Below are 445 nucleotides of genomic sequence, written 5' to 3'. Positions count from 1 at the left end.
CATGTAGGACTGCACGCCGCCGTACAGCACCGACATCTCGGTGGAGCGCAGGCTCTCGCGCTGGCTGTAGACGTTCGACTCGGCGCGGCGGGTGTTGTTGTCGGTCTGGAACCCGTTGAACAATGTCTGGTTGACGGTGAGCCCGGCGCCGCCCGGCGTTGTCGTCACAGCGAGCTGTTGGCCGGAGACGCGGCCTTCGAGGTAACTTTGGCCAATGTCGGCGCTGATGGCCGCGGTCGGCCGGTAGCCCGACTTCGCGATCGCGACATTCTCATCGGTCGCTCGCACGTTCGCGCGGCTGGCATTGAGCTGCGGGTTGCCGCCGTAGGCCTTGGCGAGCGCCGATTCCAGCGTCTCGGACGCTGCCGGACCGGCCGTCAGCCCGGCGGCGACGGCGAGGCCGGCCAGCCGAAGCGCGGGGCGCGTCGCAGGTTTGCGTTGTGTC

At 68.8% G+C, this 445-nt stretch carries 1 protein-coding gene; it reads right to left on the bottom strand.

Annotated elements, in window-relative coordinates; translation table 11 throughout:
• Positions 1-445: TolC family protein (locus MKK68_RS01350; protein WP_409567132.1), on the bottom strand; the 445-nt coding region annotated here is incomplete at both ends.

It is taken from the genome of Methylobacterium sp. E-016 (genome assembly GCF_022829745.1).
Lineage (GTDB): Bacteria > Pseudomonadota > Alphaproteobacteria > Rhizobiales > Beijerinckiaceae > Methylobacterium.
The sequence above is the reverse complement of the archived record's forward strand: the minus strand, read 5'-3'. Positions and strand labels throughout refer to the sequence as shown.